This window comes from Microbacterium esteraromaticum (assembly GCF_900163815.1).
Taxonomy (GTDB): domain Bacteria; phylum Actinomycetota; class Actinomycetes; order Actinomycetales; family Microbacteriaceae; genus Microbacterium; species Microbacterium esteraromaticum_B.
In genome coordinates this window covers 26,020-46,655 of the sequence record NZ_FUKO01000023.1, presented here as the reverse complement: position 1 = coordinate 46,655, position 20,636 = coordinate 26,020, and the positions used below count along the sequence as shown (strand labels likewise).

Here is a 20,636-nt window from a genome sequence, read left to right as displayed (position 1 = left end):
GCGCGCCACTGATCAGAGGTAAGGAGCGGCGAGCGCTCAGTCCCAGAGCAGTTGGCCGCGCAACCGGTCGGCTTCAGCCGCAGCATCCGGGATCACCTGGGCCAATCCCGTGCCGGAAACCCACGCGCCCACGACCGCCAGGCCCGGCGTCTTCTGCACCGCCTGCCTGGCCGCCGTGCGACGCTCTGCGGCACCGATCAGCGATGTCGGCTGCGCCTGCACGAAGCGCGCACGGTGGGCCGCGACAAGCTGCTGCGGCCGCAGATCGACGCCGAGCAGAGCGGATGCCTCGGAAAGGCCGAGCTGGGCCGCGGCGTCGTCGTCCAGCGTCGCTGTGGCGGCTGCCTCACCCTGAGTGCCGAACGAGACGCGCACGAGGTGTCGGCCGCCAGCTGCACCTCGCAGCCACCCCCATTTCGCGGTGGAGTGGGTGAGCGCCTTGGCGATATGGCTGCCCGGCACCGTCAGCACACCGCTTCCGCGAGGGGCGGGGTCGAGCTCGGGGGCATCCAGCAGCAGGGTGACGATCTCGATCTCGGGCGCGGGCGACGCATCTCCGAGATCCGTGACGTGCGGGTCGAGCAGCATCCGCGCGGCGGGCTCGGCCGTGGCGACGATGACGGCGGTGGCACTCAGCGGGGGCGGGGTCTCGTCCGCTGGTTCGGGTTCGGACTCGGGCTCGAGTGCGGGCTCCGCAGCATCCGCTTCCGACGTGCACTGCACCATCCAGTTCGTGCCCGCACGGACGAGAGCGGTCGCGCGGGTCGCTGTGCGCACCTCGACGCCGTACTTCTGCAGGTCTTCGCGCAGTGCGTCGACCAGGCGGCCCATGCCGCCATTCAGACCCAGCACCGCTGAGCCGGGAGCCTTGCCCGTCTTCTCGGCGCGGTCACCGAGCAGCGCCATGACCGCACCGCTGAGCGAGCCCACTCGGGTGAGCGCCGCGTTCAACCCGGGGGCGGCGACGTCGGTGTCGACGTCGCCGGGGAGTGCCGAGTAGACGCCGGCTGTCACCGGTGCGACGAGCCTGTCGTGCACGCGAGAGCCCATGCGGGTGCGCACGAGCTTGCCGAGGCTGCGCTCGTGGCCGATCGTGAGCGGCGGGCGCAGCCGATCGAGGTAGGCTCGCCAGACTCCGCGCCAGCCGATGATCGCGCGCACATCTTCTTGGAAGGGATTCGCGGGGATGCCGAGCAGCCCGCCGACGGGGAGCGGAGAGTCCGGGGCATCCGGATTTCCGCTGAGCCACGCCCCGCCGCCTTCGGGTGCGACCACCCGATCGCCGAGACCGAGTTGGTCGATCAGTGCGCGCACGTGGCCGCCACGGGTGGCGAAGCTCTCGGCGCCCGCGTCGACGATGATCCCGTCGAGTTCAGCCGAGCGGATGCTGCCGCCCAGGGCCGTCTCGGCCTCGATCAGCGTCACGCGCATGCCGACCTTCGCGCACTCGCGTGCCGCGATCAGGCCGCCGATGCCGCCGCCGATGACGACGATGTGCTGCTCTGCGGCGCGGGCGGCGAGTTCAGCCGATGGCTCTGCGGTCATGTGTCGATTCTTTCATCGCGCGGCTCCGGGGTCGGCTGGGATCAGCGCTCGCCGTGCGCGACCTCGACGATGCGGGTGAGCTGATCGGGGTCGGTGTCCGGCGGCACGCCGTGACCGAGGTTGAGGATGTGCCCCTTCGCGCCGCGACCGCGGGCGATCACATCGCGCACGTGCGCTTCGAGGATCGGCCACGGCGCCTGCAGCATCGCCGGATCGATGTTGCCCTGCACGGCGGTGTCCGGTCCGACGACCGAGATCGCCTCGTCGAGCGGCATCCGCCAGTCGACGCCGACAGCATCCGCAACACCGTCGAGACGCATGTCACCGAGGAACGGCCCCGTCCCGACACCGAAGTGGATGCTGGGCAGCCCGATCCCCTCGAGCGCGGCGTGCGAGTGCGGGGCGATGTGCGTGCGGTAATCAGCAGGGTTCAGCGAACCCGCCCAGGAGTCGAAGAGCTGCACGACGGATGCTCCGGCATCGCGCTGGATCTCGAGGAAGCGACGAGAGATGCGTGACAGCCACCCAGCAAGGCGATGCCAGGATTCGGGGTCGGCGTGCATCATGGCGCGGGCGCGCATGTGCTCCTTCGAGGGGCCGCCTTCGATCAGGTACGCCGCGAGCGTGAAGGGTGCTCCGGCGAAGCCGATCAGCGGGGTGTCGCCGAGCTCAGCTGTGGTGAGACGCACGGCCTCGGTGATCGCGGTGCCGTCGAGGTCGGCGGGGTCGATCTGCGTGATGCGCGCGACATCGTCGGCCGTGCGGATCGGGCTTGCGAACACCGGTCCGCGGCCCGGCTCGATCACGACGTCGACCCCGGCGAGGCGCAGCGGAATCACGATGTCGCTGAAGAACACTGCCGCGTCGACCTTGTGCCGGCGCACCGGTTGCAGGGTGATCTCGGAGGCGAGCTCGGGAGTGAGGCAGGCATCCAGCATCTGCGTGCCGACACGCAGCTCGCGATACTCGGGCAGCGACCTGCCCGCCTGACGCATGAACCAAACAGGGGTGCGCTCGGGGGTCTCACCGGCGAGCGCGCGCAGCAGATCACTCATGTGCACATCGTGTCATCGCTGGCTATGGGTCTTCCGGTCACGACGCTGGGGTGCGCTTCATATGACCCTCATAGCCACCGGCCTTATCATCGGTGCGTGCTGCTCTGCGTAACGGCGAGTCATAAGACTGCCTCCTTCGACCTGCTCGAACGCCTCAGCCGCCACCCCGAAACCGTTGCGCCCAAGCTCGTGGATGCGGGCGCTGACGGCGCTGTCGTGCTCGCGACGTGCAACCGGTTCGAGGCCTACATCCAGTTCTCCGATGAGTTCGGGCCGGATGCCGTCATGGATGCTGTCGCTCAGTCCACCGATATTCCCGCAGCCGACCTCGACGGCTCGTACCGGATCGTCAACGACCGCCATGTCGCCGAGCACCTCTTCGCGGTCGCGTCGGGCCTGGAATCGGTCGTCTCCGGTGAGGGCGAGATCGCCGGGCAGGTGCGGCGCGCGTTGACCGATGCCCGCGAACAAGGCACCACGTCACCCGAACTCGAGCGCCTTTTTCAGCGGGCGAGCCAGGCGCAGCGCAAGGTGAAGAACGTCACCGCGCTGCACCGCGCAGGCCGATCACTGGTGCGGCTCTCGCTGGAGCTGGCCGACAGCCGCATCGCCGACTGGTCTGCCGAACGCGTGCTGCTGGTCGGTACCGGCGCCTACGCGGCAGTCACCCTCGCGACGCTGCGTGAACGCGGAGCCATCGACATCTCGGTCTATTCGCCGTCGGGGCGCGCTGAACTGTTCGCCAAGAAGCACGGCATCCGATCGGTGGATGCTGAGGAGTACGCGAATGTCGCCCAGCGCTCATCCCTGCTGATCACATGCACGACGGCGACCGAGCCGGTGCTGGGCCCCGTGCAGCTGCAGCGACAGGAGCGCGCAGCCAGCGCGGGCTGCCCGATGGGCAGTGCGCCTTCGCAGCTGGTGATCGACCTGGGCATGCCGCGCAACGTCGACCCCGCCGTTGCGAACCTCGAAGGCGTCGCGCTTCTCGACCTCGAGACGATCCGTCTGCACGCTCCGCTCGAAGAGCTGCAGGCGACGGATGCCGCCCGCACGGTCGTGCGCGAGGCCGCGGAGAGCTTTCACCTCGACGGATCCCGCCTGAGCGTGACGCCTGCCGTGGTGGAGCTTCGCACGCACATCTTCGGCCTCCTCGAAGCAGAGATCGAGCGCGCCCGGCGACGTGGCGACGATGGCGGACTCGTCGAGCAGGCGATGCGTCACCTCGCCGGCGTGCTGCTGCATACCCCTACTACTCGCGCACATGAACTCGCCGCCGCGGGTCGGGCGGATGAGTTCATCACTGCCCTCGAGACGCTGTACGGGCTGTCGCCGGATGCTGGCGACGCCGCATCCGACCAGGCCACCGCCTGAGGCTCGTACCCAGCAACAGCTTCTAAGCGCTCTCAGAAGGCTGACTATTGCCGTCGACCCTCAACTCATAGTCACTTTCCCGATAGGGAAGAGTCACTGGCGTTAGTAGTACTGGACGCTTGTGAGCAGCGGCGTACTCTGACTGAAACTCGTAGGCGTCTTCTTCAACATCAAACACCCCAACGAATCCCGGTTCGTCTTCCAGATAAACAATCCATACCTGCATAACGCGAAGATACCCGTTCTGAATCGTGCCCCGTCTGCGCGAGCCGGGCCCCGCCTGCGAGACTGTCCCCATGGCCCTTCACATCACCGGAGACCCCGCGGCCGACGAACTGCTGACCGAGAACCCGCTCGCACTCCTGGTCGGCATGCTGCTGGACCAGCATGTTGGCTAACCACCTACAGGACTGGAGCCTTAGAAGTCTCTACAGCTGAGCTTTTCTAGCTGCGAACAACCGCAGAAGAGCGCCCAGACACCTGCCATTGCCACACTCTCTTCGCGAGCGATGCGCCCGTCGCTATCGCATGCTTCTCCACGAGGTGCCAGGACAAGTACCCGAGCGCCGCGCTCAGAGCGAGCACCACAACGATGTTGCTCCAGAGCGGCAGCACTCCGAATTGCCCGATGATGATCTGTTGAACCAGGAACGCCCAGAGGTACATCCCGTACGACGGATCACCACCCCGGTGGAACCACGTCGCAAATCGAGAGCGTTTCCCGCCCAGGGTTACGATCGCGATCGGCAGAAGAAGCCACGTGGCGATCACACCGATGGCGCTCTCGAAGAACAGTGGCACGACCACCAAAATCGGAATCATCCACGCCGGGATACGGAACTTCGCCGGCAACTCGGCCATCAAGGAGCCGATCGCGAAGAAGACGACCGCGATCAATGTTGTGCGCAACGTACCGGTGATCGGAACAGCGAAGATCGCCACTGCGAGGCCAACAGCGGTCCCTACGCGCATCACCGCGCTCACGCGATGCGTCAATAGTCCAAGCGCAACCAATGCGAGGTAGCAGCAGAACTCGGGGCCGAGACTCCACAGTGATCCGTTGACCGCCGGCGATGGATTGCTGTGGAAGACGCCCGGCAGCTCATAAGTCGGCATCAGGGCGACACCTTGTAGGTAGCCCCACGCTTGCGGGTTGCCCCAATAGTCCTTCGCCGACATTGCGGTCGCAACGGGGCCGATGGCGAAGGTCGTGAGCACGACGGTCACCACAAGCGCGGGAAAGATCCGAAAGACGCGCCGCGTCAAAAACGGAAGAGGTTGCGGCGCCCGCGACCAACTCCGAGCGAGGAGATAACCGCTGATCGTGAAGAACACATATACGCCAAGGTGATGGATGCTGATCCCCGCGTAGGTCGGAACGCCGCCGATTCCGAGGAGGGGCCAAGCGTGGCCGACGACTACGGCAGCAGCGGCGACCACGCGAAGCAAATCGAAGAAGTTTGCTTCACGCCGCATCGTCATCGCCTCACCTTATCGTTCTGCCGCGCGTAGCCGACGCCTGCGAGACTGTCCTCATGGCCCTGCACATCACCGGAGACGACGCCGCCGACACGCTGCTCACCGACAACCCGCTCGCGCTGCTCCTAGGCATGCTCCTCGACCAGCAGATACCCATGGAGACCGCGTTCGCGGGTCCGCTCAAGATCGCGCAGCGCACGGGTTCGGTCGAGGCCGAGGCGATCGCCGGGATGGATCCGGAGGCGTTCCTCGAAGCTTTCCGCCAGACACCGGCGGTGCATCGTTTTCCCGGATCGATGGCCACCCGCGTGCAGACACTGTGCCAGACCCTCGTCGACGAGTGGGATGGTGATGCGGCGGGGCTGTGGACGCGCCCTTCGCCCGGCTCAGGGACCCACCCGGATGGCCCCGAGGTGCTGAAGCGGCTGAAGAAGCTGCCCGGATTCGGCGAGCAGAAGGCGAAGATCTTCCTTGCCCTGCTCGGCAAGCAGTACGGTTTCACGGGCGAGGGATGGCGAGAGGCTTCCGCTCCCTACGGCGAGGCCGATGCCTACCGCAGCGTCGCCGACATCGTCTCTCCGGAGTCTCTGACGAGAGTGCGCGAGCACAAGAAGGCAATGAAGGCCGCCGCTGCCGCGGCGAAGAGCAGCACGTCAGACAGTTAGGACTGAGATGCAGACTCCGACTCACCGGCCCCTTCGCTTCGGCGCGAACTACACGCCGTCGAAGAACTGGATGCACTCCTGGCACAACCTCAACCTCGACGACGTGCGCCGCGACTTCGCGGGGCTGGCAGAGCTGGGTCTCGACCACGTGCGGATCTTCCCGCTGTGGCCGGTGCTGCAGCCGAACCGCACTCTGATCCGTCCTGAGGCGGTCGCTGACGTGCGCGCGGTCGTCGATGTGGCCGCGGAGTTCGGGATGGATGCCAGCGTCGACGTCATCCAGGGGCATCTGTCGAGCTTCGATTTCATTCCGTCGTGGCTGTTCACGTGGCACGACAAGAACATGTTCACGCACCCCGAGGCGCTGAGCGGCCAGGTCGCGCTCGTTGAGAAGCTGGGCGAGTCGCTGCGCGGGGCGGACAACTTCCTCGGCTTCACGCTCGGCAACGAGACCAATCAGTTCTCGGCTGAGACGCACCCGTCGCCGTGGCCGGTGACCGAAGCCGAGGCGGCCAACTGGATCACCACGCTGCTCGATGCCGCCGACCGTTCGGCGCCGGGCCTCGACCACCTGCACAGCGAATACGACGCCGCCTGGTACATGGACGGGCACGGGTTCACCCCGGCGCTCGCATCGCGCCTGGGCGCGATGACGACGATCCACTCGTGGATCTTCAACGGCACCGCCCAGCGCTACGGCGGGCGTTCGGTGGCATCCGACCGGCACGCCGAGTACATGATCGAGCTCTCGCGCGCATTTCAGACCGATGCGAATCGACCGATCTGGCTGCAGGAGGTGGGCGCGCCGTCGAATTGTCTGACGCCAGACGAGATGCCCGGCTTCCTCGAGGCGACCGTGCGCTCTGCCGCCCGCACCGCCAATCTGTGGGGCGTCACCTGGTGGTGCTCGCATGATGTCAGCCGGTCGCTCGCCGACTACCCCGAACTCGAGTACTCCCTCGGTCTGATCGACAACGATGGCACAACGAAGGCGATCGGACAGCGGTTCGCCGAGATCATCCCAGAGCTGCGTGAGCGCCGTGCGGTGCCGGCGCGCTCGCTGGGCATCGTCATCGACGTCGATGACGTCGATGTGCCTCTCAGCCGCGCCGCGCTGAGCCCGGGTGGGGCGGTCTTCCAGGCCTGGGTGGATGCGTGCGCAGACGGCGCCGATCCCACGTTCGTGACCTCGACGGACGCGGCGGATGCTGACCGGCTGACCACCCGCGGCATCAGCGACCTCGTCCGGCCCGACCTCTCCACCGGTGTCGGCGTCTACTCGTCGAACAACACCGTCGTCTGACCTCCCGCGCAAGGAGCCCTGCTGTGCACGAAGAGACCTCGCTCACCGTCGGACGCGTCAACCGCGTTCTCACAGAGCGGGTGCGCCCCGCGATCCATTCCGCGCGGATGCCGCTCGATATCGCCGTGCACGCGCTGCCCGGCGAGCCCATCGCCCCCGCCGACGGCCTCGCCCTGACCTACGAGCCCTTCTCAGCCGGCAGCATGTGGGGTCCGGCCTGGGGCACGACCTGGTTCCGCGTGCGCGGCGAGGTGCCTGCCGAATGGGCTGGCAAGCGCGTCGAAGCGATCATCGACCTCGGCTTCGACATCAACATGCCGGGCTTCCAATGCGAGGCGCTCGCGTACCGCCCCGATGGCACTCCCCTGAAGAGCATCAACCCACGCAACCAGTGGGTGGCGATCGAGGCCGAGCCCGCCGGTGCGGTCGAGTTCTACCTCGAGGGCGCAGCGAACCCGGTGCTGCTCGACTACCACCCGTTCCTGCCGACGCAGGACGGTGGCATCCAGACCTCCTCGCCCGAACCGCTGTACCGCGTGCGGCATATGGATCTCGCCGTCTTCGAGCAGGACGTCTTCGACCTGTCACTCGACCTCGAAGTGCTCATCGAGCTACAGGCAGAGCTCCCCGAGACAGCACCGCGCCGCATGCGCATCCTCAAGGCGCTCGATGACGCGCTCGACGTGCTCGACCTGCAGCGCATCGTCGAGACCGCCGCAGACGCGCGCGCGCAGATGGCCGATGTGCTGGCATCCCCCGCAGAGGCGAGCGCTCACCGCATCGCGGCGATCGGGCACGCCCACATCGACTCGGCGTGGCTGTGGCCGGTGCGCGAGACGATCCGCAAGGTCGCCCGCACCACCTCGTCGATGACGACGCTGCTGGATGAGCAGCCCGAATTCAAGTACGGCATGTCCAGCGCACAGCAATACGCGTGGATCAAGGAGCACCGCCCCGAGGTCTGGGAGCGAGTGAAGGCCGCGGTCGCCGACGGACGCTTCCTGCCCCTGGGCGGCATGTGGGTCGAGTCCGACACCGTCATGCCCACCGGAGAGTCGCTGGTGCGCCAGTTCTCGCACGGTCAGCGCTTCTTCGAGCGCGAATTCGGCATCCGCTCGAAGGGTGTCTGGCTGCCCGACAGCTTCGGGTACTCCCCCGCACTGCCGCAACTGATGCGCCGGGCCGGGTTCGAGTGGTTCTTCACGCAGAAGATCTCGTGGAACCAGCGCAATGTCTTCCCGCACCACTCCTTCCTCTGGGAGGGGATCGACGGGTCGCGGATGTTCACACACTTCCCCTCGATGGACACCTACAACTCTCAGCTTTCCGGCATGGAGGTCGCCAAGGCCAGCCGCCAGTTCAAGGAGAACCGCGTAGGCACGATGTCGATCGCCCCGGTCGGCTGGGGAGATGGCGGCGGCGGCACCACCCGCGAGATGACGGGCAAGGCCGCGCGCCTGGCCGACCTCGAGGGCTCGGCGAAGGTCGAGTGGAAGCATCCGGATGCCTTCTTCGACGACGCCCAGGCCGAACTCACTGACCCTGCCGTCTGGGTCGGCGAGCTGTATCTCGAGCTGCACCGCGGCACCCTGACCAGCCAGCACGCCACCAAGGCGCTGCACCGCTGGGCGGAGCAGGCGCTGATCGAGGCCGAGCTGTGGGCGGCGACCGCAGCTGTGCAGACCGGCGCCGAGTACCCGCACGACGAGTTCGACCGGCTGTGGCAGGTCGTGCTGCTGCAGGAGTTCCACGACATCCTGCCCGGCACGTCGATCGCGTGGGTGCATCGCGAAGCGGTCGCGATGCTGACCGCTGTGGTGACGGATGCGGAAGCACTGTCGGATGCTGCGCGCACGGCGCTGGCCGGCGAGGGTGATGAGCTGCTGCGCTTCACGCCGACCTCGGTGATCGCCGGTGCCGGTCGAGGGCGCGCGCTCGGTGCGGAGCTGGTGCCCACCGAGTCGTACGTGCCGCTGCCGGCGGCCGTCACCGAGCTCGACGACGGCTTCCTGCTGGAGAACGGCACGGTCTCGGTCACGGTGTCAGCTGCGGGCTTGATCACCTCGGCGATCGACCGCGAGACCGGGCGCGAGACGATCCCGGCGGGCCGGCCTGCGAACCTGTTCCAGCTGCACCAGGACTTCCCCAATATGTGGGACGCCTGGGACATCGACCGCTACTACCGCAACCGAGTCGAAGACCTCACCGCGGTGTCGTCGACCACGGCATCCGCCACCGACGGCGTCGCCACGGTGGTCGTCACCCGCGAGTTCTCGGAATCGACGATCGAGCAGACGATCACTCTGCGGCCCGGTTCGCGGACGGTACTGCTGCGCAATGACATCGATTGGCATGAGACCGAGAAGCTGCTCAAGCTCGCCTTCCCGCTCGATCTCTTCGCCCGCGAGACGCTGGCCGAGACGCAGTTCGGTTTCCAGCGCCGGGTCACGCATGTGAACACCAGCTGGGAGGCGGCGAAGTTCGAGACCTCGATGCACCGCTTCGTGCTCGCGCAGGAAGACGACGGCTTCGGCGCGGCCCTGGTCAACGACTCGATCTACGGCTATGACACCTCACGCGAGGTCGATGGCGACGACGTCACCACCACGATCCGGCTGTCGCTGCTGCGCGCTCCGCGGTTCCCCGACCCCGACACCGATCACGGCAGTCACGTGATCACGGTGGGTCTCGTGATCGGAGCGGATGCTGCGACCGCCACCACCGAGGGAATCGGCCTGAACGCTCCGGCGAAGCTGGTGCGCGGCGCGAACGAGGTCGAGCCGCTGGTGTCTGTGAGCGGCGACGGCATGCTCGTATCGTCGGTGAAGCTGGCTGATGACCGTTCGGGTGATGTGATCGTGCGCGTGTACGAGGCGCTCGGCCGGCGCGCACGCGGCGTGCTGAACGTGGGCTTCGCGCACAGCAGCATCCGCGAGGTGTCACTGCTGGAAGATGACCTCGACGATGCGCGCACGGGCGACGAGCTCGTGCTGAAGCCGTTCGAGGTGCGGACGGTGCGCATCACGCGCGGCTGATACTCGGCATCCGCATCTTCTGAATTCAGGCGATCCGGCGAGAACAGGACGATTCCCTGGGGAAACGTCCTGATTCCGCCGGATCGCCTGTTCTCGTGAGCCGCGCTGCGCCGGCGTGGATGCTGCGTGGGGCGGGTCAGTCCCCGTAGCGGGTGACGATCTCGTCGGTGAGTGCTGGCCAGATGCGCTTGTGGTCGTCGCCGAAGGGCACGCCGGACAGGAACGCGGCGGCGAGGTCGCGCGAGCGGTCGATGAACAGGAAGCTGCCCAGCGCCCCGAAGTGGCCGGCGGTCTGCGCGGGCAGCGAGTCGCCCATCCAGTGCGGATGCTTCGTGCCCCTCACCTCGAAGCCCAGACCCCACTGGTTGTCGTCGAACGACCCGTAGCCGGGAACGACGCCGCGCAGCCCAGGCTGCGAGACGTCAAGCGCGAGATTGCGCAGCTCTACGGGAATGAGCGTGGGGCGCAGCACCTCGCGGGCGAAGATCAGCAGGTCGCCGATCGAGGCTCTGGCTCCGGCGGAGGGGCGCCCTGTAGCATCCGTCTCGCTCATGCCCAATGGTCCGGTGACCTCACTTGCCATCCATTCCGGAAAGGTCATGCCGACCGCCTCGGCGACATGAGCACCGAGCGCGTCGAACCCGACATTGGAGTAGATGCGGCGCTCACCGGGCGCGCGCTGCGGCTGGTCGCCCTCGAAGGGCAGGCCGCTGGTGTGATCGAGCAGGTTGAGCACGGTCGCCCCGGAAGGTCCCGCTGGTCCGTCGAGGTCGACCAGGCCGCGTTCGATCGCGATCAGCGCACCCCACGCGGTGAGCGGCTTCGTCACGGAGGCGAGCGGCATCACCGAATGCGAATCACCCTGCACTGCGAGGGATGCGTCGGGGCCGGTGACACCGACCAGGGCTGTGTGCGGGAAGTCTGCCGTTGCGGCGAATGTCGTCGTATCCACCGAGCCATCGTCCCATGGTGGGCAGTCGGCCGTCAGCGGCATCAGTGCACGAGCGACGGTTCGGATGCCGGAGCGACCGCCCGTGATCTCTCCACCACCGAGAACACGACGACAGCGATGCCGACGATCACCGCACCCGCCACCTGGATGTCGCCGAACAGTTCGGACCATTCAGCGCTGAACGGACTGTCCCAGATGTAAAGTCCCGCGCCGACTGCGACTATCTTGGCCGCGGCGATCAGAACACTGCCAGACATGAACACCAGCAGCACCCACGCCCAGAGTCGAGGCAGCACGCCCGCACGCCCCACGCTTACGGCCGCGACAAGGGCGGTGAGGAGCCCCACGGCTACGAAGCCGATGATGATCGACTTGATCGTGGCGACGCCCGGGTCCGTGCCGAAAAGACCGGCGAACATCAGATCGCCCAGGGCGCGCTCGATCGGTGCTGGTGCCGCTGCGAGCAGCACGGCGCACACCAGGATGGCGACAGTGCCCGCCGGGCGGCGTCGTGTGATGCTCGCCCCGTGTGTCGGACCGATGGCGAAGACCGCTGCCGCGACGACGGACAGGATGCCAGGGCCCAGCCCCGCCTCTCGAGAGACGTCGTCGAGCTGAGGCAGCAGGAGCAGGCCCGAGATGATCAGCAATGCGCCGCCGATCGCCCAGGCGATCCAGCGAAAACGAGCCGTGGCTACCTCAGAGCGGGCCATCAGCGGCGTGCCGGGGCGCGCACCGTGCGGATGGGCTGCTTCGGCCGGCACGCGCGGCGCAGCATCCGGCGCCCGAAAGTACTCGCGTGCGCCGAGACCCAGCGCCACGAGGCCGAGCATCACCGTGCCACCGATCTGAACCATGCTCAGCACTGCGTACTCCTGACTGAACGCGGCCATCCACGACAGGGCCGAGACGCTCGTGATCGCGGCTTTGAGCAGCGACGCGACGACACCACCCAGTAGCAGGGGCAGGGGCAGCCATGCCCAGGGCCGCGGCACGACGCCAGCCCGGCCGATGCGCACTCCCGCGATGCTCGCGAGTGCGATGCCGATGATGGCCAGGAGAAGCAACAGCACTCCCGAAACAACGAGGATGACCTCGGGGTGGATGTTGCCTCGATAGCTGAGGAACATCGACGCGACGGCCAGCTGCTCCAGCCCGGGGGCGACGAAGGCGATCAACACAGCAACGGTGATGAGCGCCACCCGTCCCAGCGGCGTCGTGCCGACCACGCTCCCGCCGCGGCCGATGCCCACGGCGAAGACCACGGCACTGGCGACGGCGAGAAGCGGCGCGAGCCAGCTCAGCGGCGAGAATATGAGCAGCCCTGCGACCGTGAGCAGGCCCCCGCCGATCGCCCACGTCCGCCACCGAAAGCGTGCGATTTCTGCATCCATCGTCTGATCCATGCCGGTGACGCTACGCATTCCTCGCCGACTGCCACGGAAGTTATCCACAGCCCGGCGAAGGCCTTTGGCGGCGCTTGGTCGCAAAAGATTGAGAAAGACGAAGGATCTTGTATTCTTTCGCTTGCTCCGGACGGTAAAAGCCGCGATGCCTGAGGGATGCTGAAGATGACATCGTTCACCGACGCAAAGGAGCTCCCATGGAACGCACTGACAGCAACGTTCTGGTCGACTGCGATGCGCATCAGCACATCGGTCGCCCTTACTGGTTCGACAAGCACCCCTCGCAGGCCGAGGGCGAAGATTTCTGACGGTCACTGACGACGACAGCGGGTTCCTGATTCACTCAGCGTGAATCAGGAACCCGCTTCGCGTTCGGGGTGCGCCCGGGGCGGGTTCGGTCAAGCCCCGCGCAGGCGCTCCGTCAGGTACTGCTCAAGGTTCTCGAGCGGCACGCGCTCCTGTGCCATCGTGTCGCGGTCCCGCACGGTGATGGCGCGGTCATCGAGCGAGTCGAAGTCGACCGTGACGCAGAACCTCACGCGTGTCGTTCCCGATCCGAGGGAAGCCTGGTGACAGCTGGTGCGTCACCGAAACAGGATCGTTACCGAGGACAGGGTGCGTTTCCGGCATCCGTCCTGTTCCGGGCAACGATCCTGTCGTGGACAACGGCCGCGGGCAGCCGCTACCCGAGATCAGGCCCCGCGCAGGCGCTCCGTCAGGTACTGCTCGAGGCTCTCGAGCGGCACGCGCTCCTGTGCCATCGTGTCGCGGTCCCGCACAGTGACGGCGCGGTCATCGAGCGAGTCGAAGTCGACCGTCACACAGAACGGCGTGCCGACCTCGTCCTGGCGGCGGTAGCGACGACCGATGGCGCCGGCGTCGTCGAAGTCAATGTTCCACTTGCCGCGGAGAGTGTCGGCCACCTCGCGCGCCAGCGGCGAGAGCCGCTCGTTGCGCGACAGCGGCAGCACCGCAACCTTGACCGGAGCCAGGCGCGGGTCGAGCTTGAGCACCGTGCGCACGTCGGTGCCGCCCTTGGCATTCGGCACCTCTTCTTCGACATACGCGTCGACGAGGAACGCCATCATCGAGCGGGTCAGACCGAACGACGGCTCGATGACATAAGGCGTGTAGCGCTCACCCGAGGCCTGATCGAAGTAGGTCAGGCTCTGACCGGATGCCTCGGTGTGGCTCGACAGGTCGTAGTCGGTGCGGTTGGCGACGCCCATCAGCTCGCCCCACTCCGAGCCCTGGAACCCGAACTTGTACTCGAAATCGATGGTCGCGGCCGAGTAGTGCGCGCGCTCATCTTCGGGAACGTCGAACTGGCGCATGTTCTCGGGGGTCACCCCCAGATCGATGTACCAGTCCCAGCAGGCCTGGACCCAGTGATCGAACCACTCCTGTGCTTCGGCAGGCGGCACGAAGAACTCGATCTCCATCTGCTCGAACTCGCGGGTGCGGAAGATGAAGTTTCCGGGCGTGATCTCGTTGCGGAACGCCTTGCCGACCTGGCCGATGCCGAACGGCGGCTTCTTGCGCGACGCGGTGAGCACGTTCGAGAAGTTCACGAAAATGCCCTGTGCGGTCTCGGGGCGCATGAAGTGCAGCCCCGATTCGTCGTCGACAACGCCGAGGTAGGTCTTGATCAAGCCCGAGAACGACTTCGGCTCGGTCCACTGACCGCGGGTACCGCAGTCAGGGCATGCGATGTCGGCCATCCCGTTTTCGGGAGCACGGCCCTTCTTCGTCTCAAAGGCTTCGATGAGGTGGTCTTCGCGGTGACGCTTGTGGCACTGCAGGCATTCCACCAGCGGGTCGGTGAAGGTGGCGACGTGGCCGGAGGCCTCCCACACGCGCTTGGGCAAGATGATGCTCGAGTCGAGACCGACCATGTCTCCGCGGCCGCGCACGAACGTCTGCCACCACTGCCGACGGATGTTCTCCTTCAGCTCGGTGCCGAGGGGGCCGTAGTCCCATGCCGAACGCGAACCGCCGTAGATCTCACCCGCTTGGAAGACGAACCCGCGGTGGCGGGCGAGGGCGATGACCTTGTCAAGACGGGACTGTTCGGCCACGGTGGCTCCAATGGTCGGATGCTACGGGGAGAGGCCCGTGATCACGGGCACGTTCAATCCTACCGTCGCCCCCGTTCCTGCAACTCGGCGCCCGCTGGGCGGCCGCGCGCACGCCGAGTGCGCTCGGTGACGGCAAGCGGCTTAGGCGGTGAAGAGGTAGCCGCGGCCGGCCTCGAAGCCGGCGATGCGACGACCCTCAGCGAGCTGCTGCTCGATGTCGGCGCGCAGGCGCAGGCGCCACTCGTGCGCAGCATCCGGATCCGTGGTTCGCATCGACTCGACGTCGGAAGGGATCTCGACGGTCGCGACGACGGCATCGGATGCCGGTGGCTTGGCGATGTCGGCCAGCGCCCATTCGACGTCGAGCCGGTCGCTCTCATCGCCCGCGTCACCGCCGCCGAAGATGCCGTAGCGGTTGATCGTGTAGCCGGTCACCCGGGCTCCGAGCACGGTGAGGAAGAAGTGCGCGTTGCGCGCGACGAGCGGATCAAAGGTCCACGTGATGCGACCGACCTCGCGGGAGAACGCCCACTGGCGCTGGTGCTCCTTGAGCTCACGGCCCCAGCCGCGGCCGCGATACTCGGGCAGCAGTGCGGTGATGTGCGAGTGCATGGTGCGCTTGCCCGGCTCGCCGAAGAAGGCGACGGATGCTCCGACCATGCGCGCCGCATCGTCGTCACCGCCCTCATCGTCGTACAGCCCGACGACATAGTTACCCGATTGCTCCAGGGCACGCAGGGTGCCGGCGTCGATGACCCGTTCGGGCCCGCGGATGGAGTCGAACAGCGCCTGGGCGTCGAGGATTTGTTCAACGGTGTCGAGATCACGGATAGTGCGCACGCACCCAGTCTGCCCCCGATCCGGTCGTCTGAGGGAATCGCGGCCGATATCCGTCACACTGCGCGCAGTGCATCCCGGTCGAGTTCGCCGATGGAGGTCAGCCCGGCGAGCCCGAGCGTGGTGTCGAGCTCGGCGAGCACGTTGCGGATCACCTCGCGCACCCCCTGCTCCCCGGCGAGCGCCAGCCCGTAAGCGTAGGGACGGCCGAGGGCCACGACATCCGCGCCGAGCGCGAGGGCTATCGCGGCATCCGCACCGCTGCGCACGCCGGAGTCGAAGATCACCGGCACGCGTTCGCCGACCCGCTCGGAAATCTCCGGGAGCACTGCGAGAGTGGGCACCGATCTGTCGATCTGCCGCCCGCCGTGGTTCGACACCCAGACTCCGTCAAGGCCGGCATCCACAGCTCGCTCCGCGTCGTCGGGGTGCACGATGCCCTTCAGGATGATCGGCAGCGAGGTCCACTCCCGCGCCTTGGCCAGGTCGTCCCAGGTGAGCGTCGGCGTCGAGAACACGTCGAGGAAAGTCTCGACCGCCGCGCGCGGCAGCGGCGAGCGCAGGTTGTCTCGCAGGCTGCGGCTACCGGTGAGGGTTGCGCCCTTGCGCGCGATCGAGACGCCGGCGGCGATGGCCTTCGGCGTCACTTTCACGCTCGCCGCTGCCGCGGAGCCCTCCGACGCGTCGGCCCGTTCCGTCACCAACCCCTGGAACACCGGATCAGATGTGTACTGCGCGATGCCCATGCCGCGCGTGAACGGCAGATACGCCAGGTCGAGATCGCGGGTGCGCCAGCCGAGCAGGTGGGTGTCGAGGGTGACGACGATGGCCTCGCATCCGGCCGCTTCGGCGCGGCCCAGCAGAGAAGCATTCAGCTCATCGGATGCCGACCAGTACAGCTGGAAGAGTCGCGGTGCTCCCGGCGCCGACTGCGCGATGCGCTCCACCGGAAACGACGCCTGGTTCGAGACGGTGTAGGGCACCCCGGCGGATGCTGCCGCGCGCGCGACCGCGAGATCGGCCTCAGGATGCACGAGTTCCATCACCCCGAGCGGAGCCAGGAGCAGCGGAGTCGGCCGCGTTCTTCCGAGGAACGTGACCGACAGATCACGGTCGGTCACGTCGCGCAGCGGACGCGGCCAGAGCTGCCACCTGTCGAATGCCGAACGGTTCGCGGCGACCGTCGCTTCAGTGCCTGCCCCGCCGGCGATGTACGCATAGGCCTCTTTCGACAGGACTGATGCGGCGGCAGCATCCAGAGCATGCACGTCGACGGGAACCGCCGGGCGCTCACCGCTGATACCGGCACGGAAGATGTTGGACTGCGTGCGGCGCGAGATTCCCCGCGCGGCCGCCGGATCGTTCGGAGCCACGTTGCTCATGCCGCCACCCTACCGAGCGCCGCGGACACCCGCATGCGGTCGCGGTTCAGCGGCTGAGCGTGCGGCCATCCGGGTCGTCCGCATGAGCGGGTCGCAGGCGCGCCGGAGCGGGCCAGGGCAGCGTGAACTGCTCTGCAGACGGCCGTTGCATGTCACCGAAGTCATCCAGCTTCACCACCACACGCCCTGCACGGTCAGCATCCGACGGCGTCACCTCGACGAAGCGCACGCGAAGCGGGTCAGCGGTCTCCCCCTCCAGCATCCACACATCAGCGAGCCAGCTGAGACCGACGGCCTCGAGCGCCGCTTCGGCTTCAAGCCAGTCGACCGGATCGGATGCCACGCGGCCGAGCACATCGACGGCGACCCGGTCGTTACCTTCGGGGCGAATCCAGCCGACCAGCTCGCCGTCGTCGCGGCGGTGCGGGGTCCAGTCGTCAGGGAGCATCCCCCAACGCTATCCCGTGCACTCGGCGGGGTGGGGAGCGGGGACGGGGAGCGGGAGCGGGCCGCGGAGGGTGCCCAGCCCGATAGCCTGCTCTGATGGGCAATTCGGATGACAGAGCGCGAAAACGGCTGTCTCGAGCCCCACGAAAAGGCGCCATCGTCGCTGTTCTCGCGTTCGTCGGTCTCTGCTCTGCGTTCATGTTCACCCTCGTCGTGCCGCTGCAGGCCGAGCTGCCGGTGCTGCTGAACGCCTCGCGGGAAGACACCTCGTGGGTGGTCACCATCACCCTGCTCGTCGCCGCCATCGCCACCCCCATCTCGGGGCGCCTGGGCGACATGTACGGCAAGCGCCGCGTGGTGATCGCGCTGCTGATCATCCTGATCATCGGCTCGGTGATCGCGGCGATGTCGGGCTCCATCGTCGGAGTCATCATCGGTCGCGGCCTGCAGGGTGCGACGACGGGCGTCGTGCCGCTGGGCATCGCGATCATGCGCGACGTGCTGCCGCCCGAGCGCCTCGGCACCTCGGTCGCCCTGATGAGCGCGACCATGGGCGTCGGCGGTGCAGTCGGGATGCCGGTGGCCGCGTTCCTCGCGCAGAATGCCGACTGGCATGCACTGTTCTGGCTGGCCGCCGGCCTCGGCGCGATCGGCGCGGTGCTGGTGCTGCTCGTCGTGCCGGACGACGTGCTGCTCTCACCCGGACGACTCGATCTGCTCGGAGTGCTCGGCCTCGCAGTCGGCCTCACCGGCCTGCTGCTCTACGTCTCGCGCGGCGCAGAGTGGGGCTGGACTGCGCCCGTCCCGCTGGCCTGCCTGCTCGGCGGCGTCGTCGTGCTGCTCGTATGGGGCTGGTACCAGCTGAAGACCACCGATCCACTGCTCGATCTGCGCGTCGCCGCCCGACCCGCTGTGCTGTTCACCAATATCGCGGCCATCTGCATGGGCTTCGCACTGTTCGCATCCAACGTGACCTTCCCACAGCTGCTCGAACTGCCCACGGCGACCGGTTCGGGGCTGGGTCTGGATATGTTCTCGGCGGCGCTCGTCGTCGCCACCTCGGGCGTCGTCATGATGGTAATCTCGCCGCTCTCGGGCTTTCTGGAGCGCACGGTCGGACCCCGCCCGCTGTTCACCGTCGGCACGGCCGCGATCGTGCTGGCATTCTTCTTCGTGCTGCTGTGGTCGAGCGAGGTCTGGCACCTGATCGTGGCCAACCTGCTCATCGGCGTCGGCATCGGCTTCTCGTTCGCCGCAATGCCGATGATCATCATGCGCGCCGTGCCCTCGCATGAGACCGGCGCGTCGAACGGCCTGAATGCACTCTTCCGCTCGGTCGGCACCTCGGCAGCATCCGCGGTGATGGGCGCCGTTCTCGCGTCGATGAGCATCCAGGTCGACGGCATCGCAGTGCCCACCCGCAGCGCATTCGAGATCTGCTTCTGGCTGGCGATCATCGTCGGCATCATCGCCTTCGTGCTGACGTTCTTCATCCCCCGGCATCCGCACGCCGAGCAGCACCCCGCCCTGCCTCGCTGACCCGCATCCGACAGGGCCGCGTGCCATCGTGGCCGCACCCGTGCGCGTACTCTGGAACCCATGACATCGTCGCCGAGCGCCGCTGAAACGACCTCCCCCGACACGCGCTTCTTCGGACAGCCGCTGGCGCTCGCGCACCTCTTCGGCGTCGAGATGTGGGAGCGGTTCAGCTTCTACGGCATGCAGGGCATCCTGCTGATCTATTTGTACTTCTCGGTCAGCGAAGGCGGCCTCGGCGTGCCGGCCGCGATCGCTGGCGGCATCGTCGGCGCGTACGGCGGCGCGGTGTATCTCTCCACGATCCTCGGGGCGTGGCTCGCCGACCGACTGTTCGGCTCGGAACGCGTGCTGTTCGGCAGCGCGATCGTCATCGTCGCCGGGCACCTCTCGTTGGCGCTGCTGCCCGGCCTCATCGGCGTCGGAGTCGGCCTCATCCTGATCGCGCTCGGCTCGGGCGGGTTGAAGGCGAACGCCACCTCGGTCGTCGGCACCCTTTACAGCGCGGAAGACACCAGGCGGGATGCCGGATTCTCGCTGTTCTACCTCGGCATCAACCTCGGCGCCTTCTTCGGCCCGATCCTCACCGGCCTGCTGCAGTCGACGGCGGGATTCCATTGGGGCTTCGGCCTCGCCGCGGTCGGCATGGTCGCCGGGCTCATCCAGTACTCGTTCGGCCGCAAGAAGCTGCCTGAGAGTGCGCACACGGTGCACAACCCACTGCCGCGCAATCGCTACCCGCTGGTGGTCATCATCGCGATCGCCGCGGTCGCGCTCATCATCGTGCTAATGCTGATCGGATTCGTGCGCGCAGACAACCTCTCGACCATCGTCATCGTCAGCGCGCTCGGCGCGACGATCGCATATTTCGCGGTGATCCTCTCCAGCCGGCACATCGAAGCGCAGGAGCGCTCGCGGGTATGGGCGTTCGTGCCGCTGTTCATCACGAGCGTGGCCTTCTGGTCGCTGTACCAGCAGCAGTTCACCGTGCTCACCGTCTACTCCGACAAGCGGCTCGACCGACACATCTTCGGTTGGGAGATGCCGGTGTCGTGGGTGCAGTCGATCAACCCGATCTTCATCATCGTGCTCTCCGGCGTCTTCGCAGTGATCTGGTCGCGTCTGGGCAAGCGTCAGCCGTCGACGCCGGTGAAATTCGCACTCGGTGCGATCGTGATGGGCGGGGCATTCCTGCTGTTCCTGCTCTTCGCCGATGGCGGCCCGGGATCGACGCCGCTGCTCGCCATCGTCGGCATTCTGTTCGTGTTCACGGTCGCCGAGCTGCTGATCTCGCCGATCGGGCTGTCGGCTGCCACGAAACTCGCGCCCGCACGCTTCCAGACGCAGATGGTGGCGCTGTTTTTCCTCTCGGTCGCCCTCGGCACCGCCATCTCGGGCTGGCTCGTGCAGTTCTACGACCCGAGCAACGAGTTGCCGTACTTCTCGATGCTCGGGGCCATCGCGATCGTCGTCGGCCTGGGTCTGCTGCTATTCGTGCGTCCTGTGCTCGCACTCATGCGGGGCGTGCGCTGACACCAGCGC

At 67.2% G+C, this 20,636-nt stretch carries 15 protein-coding genes and 2 pseudogenes; 7 read left to right on the top strand and 10 right to left on the bottom strand.

The features are described from left to right. Positions 1-36: 36 nt before the first annotated feature. A complete protein-coding gene (locus tag FM104_RS10395) occupies positions 37-1,545 on the bottom strand; it encodes a protoporphyrinogen/coproporphyrinogen oxidase (protein ID WP_087132176.1) in 1,509 nt (502 codons plus the stop codon). Between the two features lie 41 nt (positions 1,546-1,586). Further along, positions 1,587-2,600: a uroporphyrinogen decarboxylase gene (hemE, locus tag FM104_RS10390; protein WP_087132175.1), complete on the bottom strand. Its 1,014-nt coding sequence runs from the start codon at positions 2,598-2,600 to the stop codon at positions 1,587-1,589. A 96-nt stretch (positions 2,601-2,696) separates the two neighbouring features. Between hemE and FM104_RS10385 the strand changes: the two genes are divergently transcribed. Both FM104_RS10385 and FM104_RS16295 read left to right on the top strand, forming a co-directional pair. Continuing rightward, entirely contained in the window at positions 2,697-3,974 is a 1,278-nt protein-coding gene (locus tag FM104_RS10385; RefSeq protein ID WP_087132174.1) for a glutamyl-tRNA reductase, read from the top strand. A gap of 296 nt (positions 3,975-4,270) precedes the next feature. Beyond that, positions 4,271-4,366, top strand: a pseudogene (locus tag FM104_RS16295) (HhH-GPD-type base excision DNA repair protein); the annotation flags it as partial. 52 nt (positions 4,367-4,418) lie between these two features. Here the strand turns inward: FM104_RS16295 and FM104_RS10380 are convergent. Next, positions 4,419-5,456: an acyltransferase family protein gene (locus FM104_RS10380; protein ID WP_087132173.1), complete on the bottom strand. Its 1,038-nt coding sequence runs from the start codon at positions 5,454-5,456 to the stop codon at positions 4,419-4,421. A gap of 53 nt (positions 5,457-5,509) precedes the next feature. Here FM104_RS10380 and FM104_RS10375 point away from each other — a divergent pair, with 53 nt between their 5' ends. The 3 genes from FM104_RS10375 to FM104_RS10365 are packed head-to-tail and all read left to right on the top strand — an operon-like array spanning position 5,510 to position 10,456. Continuing rightward, positions 5,510-6,118 (top strand): HhH-GPD-type base excision DNA repair protein, encoded by a 609-nt coding sequence (locus FM104_RS10375; protein ID WP_087132172.1) that lies wholly within the window; start codon positions 5,510-5,512, stop codon positions 6,116-6,118. Positions 6,119-6,125: 7 nt separating this feature from the next. Beyond that, complete coding sequence (locus FM104_RS16525; protein WP_087132171.1) at positions 6,126-7,421, top strand: glycoside hydrolase 5 family protein; 1,296 nt, start codon at positions 6,126-6,128, stop codon at positions 7,419-7,421. A gap of 23 nt (positions 7,422-7,444) precedes the next feature. Continuing rightward, positions 7,445-10,456: an alpha-mannosidase gene (locus tag FM104_RS10365; RefSeq protein ID WP_087132170.1), complete on the top strand. Its 3,012-nt coding sequence runs from the start codon at positions 7,445-7,447 to the stop codon at positions 10,454-10,456. A 136-nt stretch (positions 10,457-10,592) separates the two neighbouring features. On the opposite strand, the gene FM104_RS10360 is transcribed toward FM104_RS10365, so the two are convergent. The 7 genes and pseudogenes from FM104_RS10360 to FM104_RS10330 all read right to left on the bottom strand — a co-directional run bounded on the left by FM104_RS10360 (position 10,593) and on the right by FM104_RS10330 (position 17,559). Continuing rightward, positions 10,593-11,408 (bottom strand): serine hydrolase domain-containing protein, encoded by an 816-nt coding sequence (locus FM104_RS10360; protein WP_256971616.1) that lies wholly within the window; start codon positions 11,406-11,408, stop codon positions 10,593-10,595. 41 nt (positions 11,409-11,449) lie between these two features. Then, positions 11,450-12,802: a hypothetical protein gene (locus FM104_RS10355; protein WP_143738340.1), complete on the bottom strand. Its 1,353-nt coding sequence runs from the start codon at positions 12,800-12,802 to the stop codon at positions 11,450-11,452. A 410-nt stretch (positions 12,803-13,212) separates the two neighbouring features. Next, positions 13,213-13,347, bottom strand: a pseudogene (locus FM104_RS10350) (His/Gly/Thr/Pro-type tRNA ligase C-terminal domain-containing protein); the annotation flags it as partial. A gap of 159 nt (positions 13,348-13,506) precedes the next feature. After that, positions 13,507-14,892: a glycine--tRNA ligase gene (locus FM104_RS10345; protein ID WP_087132166.1), complete on the bottom strand. Its 1,386-nt coding sequence runs from the start codon at positions 14,890-14,892 to the stop codon at positions 13,507-13,509. 141 nt (positions 14,893-15,033) lie between these two features. Beyond that, on the bottom strand, positions 15,034-15,732 hold the full coding sequence (locus FM104_RS10340; RefSeq protein ID WP_087132165.1) for a GNAT family N-acetyltransferase: 699 nt from the start codon (positions 15,730-15,732) through the stop codon (positions 15,034-15,036). A gap of 53 nt (positions 15,733-15,785) precedes the next feature. After that, a complete protein-coding gene (locus FM104_RS10335; protein ID WP_087132164.1) occupies positions 15,786-17,111 on the bottom strand; it encodes an alpha-hydroxy-acid oxidizing protein in 1,326 nt (441 codons plus the stop codon). Between the two features lie 46 nt (positions 17,112-17,157). Then, the gene (locus tag FM104_RS10330) at positions 17,158-17,559 is read right to left on the bottom strand and encodes a hypothetical protein (RefSeq protein ID WP_087132163.1); all 402 of its coding nucleotides are present in this window, start codon (positions 17,557-17,559) and stop codon (positions 17,158-17,160) included. A 95-nt stretch (positions 17,560-17,654) separates the two neighbouring features. On the opposite strand from FM104_RS10330, the gene FM104_RS10325 reads away from it, so the two are divergent. Further along, the gene (locus FM104_RS10325; protein ID WP_087132162.1) at positions 17,655-19,097 is read left to right on the top strand and encodes an MFS transporter; all 1,443 of its coding nucleotides are present in this window, start codon (positions 17,655-17,657) and stop codon (positions 19,095-19,097) included. Between the two features lie 60 nt (positions 19,098-19,157). Beyond that, positions 19,158-20,627, top strand: coding sequence for a peptide MFS transporter (locus FM104_RS10320; RefSeq protein ID WP_087132161.1), 1,470 nt, complete (start codon positions 19,158-19,160; stop codon positions 20,625-20,627). The last annotated feature ends 9 nt before the right edge of the window (positions 20,628-20,636 follow it).